Raw genomic sequence first — 6,572 nt, forward strand, 5'->3', positions numbered from 1 at the left:
GGATCCCTATCCAGGTGATTCAGATCCGCTGCGACAGCCCCAACTGCAAGGTAACGCTTTGAGCACCATTGCTCACCCTCACACCGTAGGGGCTGATGGAGGTAACCCGCCACTCTGCTTTCACCGCATGGCCAACAGCCACCTGACGTACTACGTTGTCGATCAAGATCAGAGCCTTGGGGGCACCTGGATCGTGGATCAATCCCACCAGCTTCATCTGCGGCACAGGCTGGGGTGGGATCCGCGCTGGCACCGGAGGCGCAGGTACCCTGGGGGGAGAGGGAAGACCAGCCCCTCTTGAAGCAAGAGGAGCGGCAACAGTCGGCGGTTTTGCCGGTTCGACCAAGACAGCCTTTGCAGAATCCTCAGGTGGAGCTTTGGGGTTTTCATCCACATCAGCAGCAGTGGGAAGCAAGGGCTCCTGGTGAGCATCGGAATGGGAAGAATTGGGTGCCTCAGCCAAGGGATCCCGAGTGGCCTGCGAAAAAACCACCGCCCGCGGGCGCAGGGTCATCCAAAAAGCCAGCCCTGCCACCAAGGTAGCGGCCAAAGCCATACCCAGCAGTAATCCTCCGGCAGCAGAGAAGCGCCGGGAAGGCAGTGGGGGCCGTGTGCCGAGGTAAGGATATTCGCCGGCTTCTGACAGCCCCTCTTCCAAGCTGTTCTCCAAATCCTCGAACAGCTCATCCAACAGAGAATCTGCCTGCTTGACTTGGCCAGACCATGCCCAAGGGGAACGACGGCCTCTGCCCGCTGAAGCATCTAACCCGGACATACAACCTCCCTAGCCTGAGCGGCGGGGATCCCGAGGAGTTGAGACACTCAGCCAACAGTTGCCGTCTATCGCCCAAAGGCTCTCAAAGGAGCCGCATTTCCGGGTACTCGGTCAACAGCGCCTCTGCCGACAGGGTGTCTCCCTCCAACTGCGGCGTCCACAGCACTTCGATGGCCACAATCCGATCTGCCGGAATCGAAGCCAGCTGCAACAGGCACTGCCGCAGATCCGCCGTGGAGTTAACTACAGGTAGTGTACCCAAGTTACCACGATACGCAACCAGTAGAGTTACCAGCAGGTACTCGCCAACATCTGGGATCCCAGCAGCAGATCGCTGCAGCGCCGCTTGGGAGACTTGTTGGATCTGGTTGTTGCGGTTGCTGAGGCTTTCGACGCTGAACTTGCTCCGTTCTTGTAAAGAGGCTTGATAGAACAGGGATTCGGCGCGGGAGAGGGGCAGCTTCTCCGCTTGGGCATGGCCATAGGCCCAGTAGTCGCTGTAGCGCATCAAGCCAAGGGTGACCTCTTGCAACAGTTGGCTCAGCCCTTCTGGCGACTGAGTATCCGCCTCCAGAGCCAGGGCGTTCATGTCTTTCTGCAGTTGCCGAGCGCTGGCCAGCAGTCCCACTTTTACCTGCGCAACAGTTACCTGGGGATCGCGAACCCCAATGCTATCGTCCCCTTCTTCGGATCTGATCCCCGAGCGCAGCGTCTGCACCAAAAAGCTACCTGCCCCAACCAAGAGCAGCAGCGTCAGCAGGCCGCCACCCCCCCCCCAGAAAAAGGGCACCAGCAGCGGAAAACCAAAGCCGCCTCCATAGCTGGGGTAGACAGGAGCTGAGTAGTGCGGGCCAATCGAGCGGGGGGCAGAGAACGTCGGAGACCGGAAAGATCCGCCGCCAATGCGACCGCCACTGCGTGCCCAAACAGCGCCTATGGGAGCCAGGGCGAAGGTCAAGGCCAGGGCAATGGCCAGCAGAGGCCGGCAGACGCGACCGATTCGTTTCAGCATGATCACAATGTTTTCGTCCATCACGGGGCTAGTCTTTCTTAATTCTACGCTTTCTCGTTGGCGGGAATAGGGGCGGAAACCGATCCCCCACCCGGCCATCTCACTTGTTCAATTCTTCTGTGTTGATTCTTTGTGTACTGAGCCGGCCAATGACCGTCAACCAATCGAGGCAGAGCCATGCTACGGTCTGGAAGGTTGCCAGGAGGAGCATGACTCTAGTCAATAATAAGCTCAACTATACTGAAAATAATGTATAATATGTTCAGTACGGATTACTACCAGTTGATCTTTCTGTTTACTTTCGAGTCTGCCAACATGGTAGCCAAAGCAAAGCAGAAAATTGGTAGTAAGACGACACGGAAACTGCGCTTTGGGTATTCTACTCAAAGCTTTGCGGGATACCGCCATTCTGTTTGGACTCCGTCCCGCTAACGCGAATGGAAACAAACAGAATGCTATCGCTGCATAGTTGAACAGTGATGTTCAGCAGTGTTCAGCGTAAATGTATCAGGGCAAACAACAGCAATGCAAACTCAGGCTAACGTCCAAGCCGAGGAAAGAGAGCGGGCATCTTCTCCACCCCGTGCCCAGATTCGGCTGTTGGTGGTGGATATCGATGGCACGATTGCCGGGCCTTCCAACCAGGTTTCAGAGCCGGTTCGGGAGGCCATTCAGAAGGCCAAAGCAGCAGGGGTGCGAGTAGCCATCGCTACGGGTCGCATGCATCGTTCTGCCGAGCGGTTCCACTACGCGATTGGGGCCGATATGCCCCTATGCAGCTACCAGGGGGCTTTAATTCGGGATCCCGATAGCCAAAAGACCCTAAAGCACTGGAGCCTGGACTGGCCGCTGGCCGAGGAGTTGTTGCAAGCGTTGCAGGATCAGCCGGTGGGGGTTCACCTCTACATCGATGACCAGCTCTACTTACGGGAGCTGAGCCCTCTCAGTCAGGCCTATGCTGAGCGCTCTCAGGTGCCGTTCCAGATGTTCTCTTCCGCCCAATACGGACGAAGCCCCACCAAGATCCTGGCTGTTTCTGAGGATACCGAGTTCCTGCAGGAATTGCAGGGATCCCTGCGGCGGCGGTATTCCCCTGAGCAGCTCTATCTCACCCGTTCAGAGCCGATTTTTCTCGAGGCTACCCATCCGGCGGTGAACAAGGGCAATGCCGTTCGTTTTTTGGCCGAGGAAATGCTGGGGTTGTCGGCGGAGCAGGTGATGGCCATTGGCGATGGCGACAACGACATTGAGATGCTGCGGTATGCGGGGATCGGGGTGGCGATGGGAAATGCCTCGCCTGCTCTCTTGCCCCATGCCGATTGGATTGCCCCTCCTGTGGCAGAAGACGGGGTGGCGGCAGCCATCGAGACCTTCATCCTCAGCTAGGCAGGGATCCCATGCTGGGTCTGGCTTCTTCTCCCTTTCCTGAGGTCACCCTGCGTCCGGCGCAGCAACAGGCGTTGGCCTACCAATCGGGGCCGCTGGGGATCGCCGCCGTTCCGGGGAGCGGCAAGACCTTTATTCTGGAGCTGTTGATCGCCGATTTAATTCTCAATCGGGGGATCCCACCGGAGCGCATCGGGGTGTTCACCTACATGCGTTCGGCGCGGGGCAACTTGATCAGCCGCATCAATCAACGTTTGCAACGGGCGGGGTATCCGGATCGCTTTACCCAGGCCTTTACCCTGCATTCTTTGTCGTTGCGGGTGTTGCGGGAGGCCCCCAGCCGTTGGGAGGAGCTGTCTATTTTGGAGGGATACGAACAGGAGCGGTTGCTCAGCCGCCTGTGCCGCGCTTGGCTCGTCCGCCATACTCAGCTCTGGGAGCCGCTGATCCCCGGCGACAACAACCCGCAAAAGATCGCCCAAAACCGAGCCCAGTTCCGGCGCAGTTTCCAGCAGATGGTGCAGGTGGTCATCAGCAGGGCCAAGAATCTGCGCCTGGGGCCAGAAGTGATCCCCAGCGAGGGCTATCTGGGCTGGGCTGCTCCCATCTACGCCGGTTATCAAGCGGAATTGCGTCGCCTGGGCAAGTTAGACTACGACGACCTGGGCTGGCAAGCAGTGGATTTGATCGAGGGCAGTCCAGAGCTGCGGGAGCAGGTGCAGAACTGGTACGACTACCTGTTCGAGGATGAGGCCCAAGACAGTTCCCCCCTGCAGGAAGAGCTGCTGCGGCTGCTCAGCCAACGCACCGGCAACCTGGTGCGGGTGGGGGATCCCAACCAGAGCATCATGGGCACCTTTACCAGCGCCGAGCCGCGGCTGTTTCGCGCCTTTTGCCAGGCCAGTCCTCAGGTGGTGCTCTTGGATGAATCCAGCCGCAGCGCCCCCCAGATCATCGCTTTGGCCAACCGCCTGGTGGAGTGGGTGAATCAGCAGCACCCCATCCCGGCTTTGCGCACCGCTCTGGCCCCCCAGCCCATTCAACTGGCTACCTCCGGTGGCCAAAACCCTCCGGCCAGCGAAGGTCGGGTGGACTTTCTGCGGGTTGTCGGATCCCCGGAAGAGGAGCTGCAACAGGTGGCGCGGCAGGCCATTGCAGCCGCCCAAGCTTTTCCCGGCCAAACGGTGGCCATTCTGGTCACCACCAACGAGCTGGGGGGCAAAGCCCTCAGCTATCTCCAGGAAATGGGAGCGGAGCGGGTGATCGATCTGTTGCGGGGCAGTCCCAGTCAGCGGCGGGTGTTGTTGCAGCTCAAGGGAATCATCGACTGGTTTGCCCAGCCCACTGCCCCCCCTCGCTTGGCTGCTGCTGTGGATTGCTTGGCGGATTGGGCGGGGATCCCACGTGCTGAACTGGGACCGATGTTGACCTGGATCCGCGCCTCTCTGCCGGAGCGGCTGCTGTTCCCCAACTTCGGCGAGGCTCCCTCTCTGCCCGATGGCCCGCCTTGGCAGAACTTGGGCAGGCTGCTGCGCACCCTTGCCGGTTGGCTCCGGGCCGGGCGATCCCCTTGGCCAGAGGTGCTGAATGTGATCGTTCAAAGCCTCTACCGCAAGCCGGAAGAGCTGTTTGTGGGTCGCTATGTAATCGATCAGCTGGAGCAGGTGCTGGGATCCCTGCCCGAAACCGATTGGCAGGAGATCGCCCAAGAATTTCAAGTGATTCTGGATCACCGCCTCAACAACTTGCCTTCGGAGATCTTCGCCTTCGACCCCGAGCCGGGCAGCATCACTGTCACGACTCTGCATCGGGCCAAGGGGCTGGAATGGGATCAGGTGTTCATCCCCCAGGTGTCGGCCTACGAGTTTCCCACCCAGTACGGGGAGCGAACCCTGGGGCTGAAGTTTTTGGATGAAGTGGATATGCAGGCAGAGGCCCTGGCTCAGTTGCGACAGCTCAGCCCCAAAGGCGGCTGGGAGCTGCAGGCCGACTCGGCCACCAAGCAAGCCTTTTTGGATTTGGCAGCAGAGCGATTGCGGCTGCTGTATGTGGGCATCACCCGCAGCAAACGACGGCTCACCCTCTCGGTATCCAGCCAATCTCGCTTTGGCACAGAGCAGAGTTCATCTTTGGTGTTTCGGGTGTTAAGTCGCAGTTTTAGGGCCGATTGACCGGGTGAGTCTCTCGTTCTTCATGGATTGGCAACCTGCTAGCATGGCTAAGCCCGATAGCGCTTGCGCGCCGCCTTGCGGCAATGGGGCAGTCTTTCAGAAGCTATGGATATTCTGCAATGCAACCTCGGCGTATTGCCCGCGAACTGGCCCTGCTGGGGGTCAATCAACTGCCAGCCACGGCGGCCAAACTGAGCGAAAAACAACTGGAGGACTTGCTGCTGGCAGCCATCCGCGCCCTGAGTGAAGAGACCCATGAAACCCTCTCCACAGCGGCGGCGGAAATCCAGCGCAGCGACCGTTTGTTGCACGAGAGCGATCCTCTATTGTTGGCCGATTCGGATCCCAAGGAAGAGGGTGGATCCCGCTCCGTCACCCTCCGCCTTCAGCAGGCCCAACGACACCTGCAGCGCCTGGAAATCACTCTGAAGGAGGCGGACGTTCCTGACCCCAATGCCTTACGGGGGGAATTGCTGGAGCTAATCCAGCAGGTGCAAGTGGCCCTCGGCAACGCCGGCCAAGCCTTAGAACACCTGGAACAGCGGCTGCACAGCGTCCGCCACATCTTGGATGAGGTTGTCCAGTTGTCCCAAAGAGCAGTCAACCGGGTGGGCGTTGCCCTGTCCATGCCGGAACTGTTGTACATTGCCCAATCCCAAGAAGTGCGCGCCTACGCTTTGCAACTGTTAACTGCCCTGCGAACCCACAAGGAGGCGATCGATGCTCGTTTGCAAAAGGCTTTGGTGGGTTGGCAATTGCAGCGGGTTGGTCGGATCGAACGAGATATCCTGCGCCTGGCGGTGGTGGAGATGGAAATACTGGCCAGCAGCCCCGTGAAGGTTGCCATCAACGAAGCTGTAGAATTGGCCAAAAAATACGGGGATCCTGAGGCCGCCGCTTTCGTCAACGGAGTGCTGCGACGGGTAGTGGACAGCCAGCTGGAGACCCACCGGGGTCGGGATCCCTCCCTCCCTGGTTCTGGTTCCGGGGGCTGAGCAGATCACCAAATTTTCGGGCTGGAGGCCCGCACCATAGCCGCAGGCTTGGTGTCGGGAGGAAAGCCCTCCTCTATATAGGTTTGCCGGCCAAAAGTCTGGATAAACTACAATAAGCCCATGAGCCAGACTATCTCTGTACGTTGCAAGCTGATAGTCCCACAAGAGTTGCGTCAAGAAATTGACCGCACTTTGCAGGGCTTTGCGAATGCTTGCAACCAGATTCTCGACAC

5 protein-coding genes and 1 pseudogene are annotated in these 6,572 nt (G+C 59.1%); 4 read left to right on the plus strand and 2 right to left on the minus strand.

Features of this window, described 5'->3' with window-relative positions:
- Positions 1-19: 19 nt before the first annotated feature.
- Both ACVWYY_RS12165 and ACVWYY_RS12170 read right to left on the minus strand, forming a co-directional pair.
- Positions 20-775: a hypothetical protein gene (locus ACVWYY_RS12165; RefSeq protein ID WP_457404281.1), complete on the minus strand. Its 756-nt coding sequence runs from the start codon at positions 773-775 to the stop codon at positions 20-22.
- 82 nt (positions 776-857) lie between these two features.
- Positions 858-1,808: a DUF1517 domain-containing protein gene (locus tag ACVWYY_RS12170; RefSeq protein ID WP_457440690.1), complete on the minus strand. Its 951-nt coding sequence runs from the start codon at positions 1,806-1,808 to the stop codon at positions 858-860.
- 504 nt (positions 1,809-2,312) lie between these two features.
- On the opposite strand from ACVWYY_RS12170, the gene ACVWYY_RS12175 reads away from it, so the two are divergent.
- The 4 genes and pseudogenes from ACVWYY_RS12175 to ACVWYY_RS12190 form a co-directional block, all read left to right on the plus strand.
- Positions 2,313-3,173: a Cof-type HAD-IIB family hydrolase gene (locus tag ACVWYY_RS12175; RefSeq protein WP_414374632.1), complete on the plus strand. Its 861-nt coding sequence runs from the start codon at positions 2,313-2,315 to the stop codon at positions 3,171-3,173.
- Positions 3,174-3,184: 11 nt separating this feature from the next.
- Positions 3,185-5,344 (plus strand): ATP-dependent helicase, encoded by a 2,160-nt coding sequence (locus tag ACVWYY_RS12180; RefSeq protein WP_457440692.1) that lies wholly within the window; start codon positions 3,185-3,187, stop codon positions 5,342-5,344.
- Positions 5,345-5,463: 119 nt separating this feature from the next.
- Entirely contained in the window at positions 5,464-6,339 is an 876-nt protein-coding gene (gene nusB, locus ACVWYY_RS12185; RefSeq protein WP_457440694.1) for a transcription antitermination factor NusB, read from the plus strand.
- A 120-nt stretch (positions 6,340-6,459) separates the two neighbouring features.
- Positions 6,460-6,572, plus strand: a pseudogene (locus ACVWYY_RS12190) (RNA-guided endonuclease TnpB family protein); the annotation flags it as partial.

It is taken from the genome of Thermostichus sp. MS-CIW-34, assembly GCF_054060435.1.

What these genes read in the sequence shown, in the direction of transcription:
- ACVWYY_RS12175 (WP_414374632.1), top strand. Translation starts at nt 2,313, where the DNA reads ATGCAAACTCAGGCTAACGTCCAAGCCGAGGAAAGAGAGCGGGCATCT.
- ACVWYY_RS12165 (WP_457404281.1), bottom strand. Translation starts at nt 775, where the DNA reads ATGTCCGGGTTAGATGCTTCAGCGGGCAGAGGCCGTCGTTCCCCTTGG.
- ACVWYY_RS12180 (WP_457440692.1), top strand. Translation starts at nt 3,185, where the DNA reads ATGCTGGGTCTGGCTTCTTCTCCCTTTCCTGAGGTCACCCTGCGTCCG.
- nusB (WP_457440694.1), top strand. Translation starts at nt 5,464, where the DNA reads ATGCAACCTCGGCGTATTGCCCGCGAACTGGCCCTGCTGGGGGTCAAT.
- ACVWYY_RS12170 (WP_457440690.1), bottom strand. Translation starts at nt 1,808, where the DNA reads ATGGACGAAAACATTGTGATCATGCTGAAACGAATCGGTCGCGTCTGC.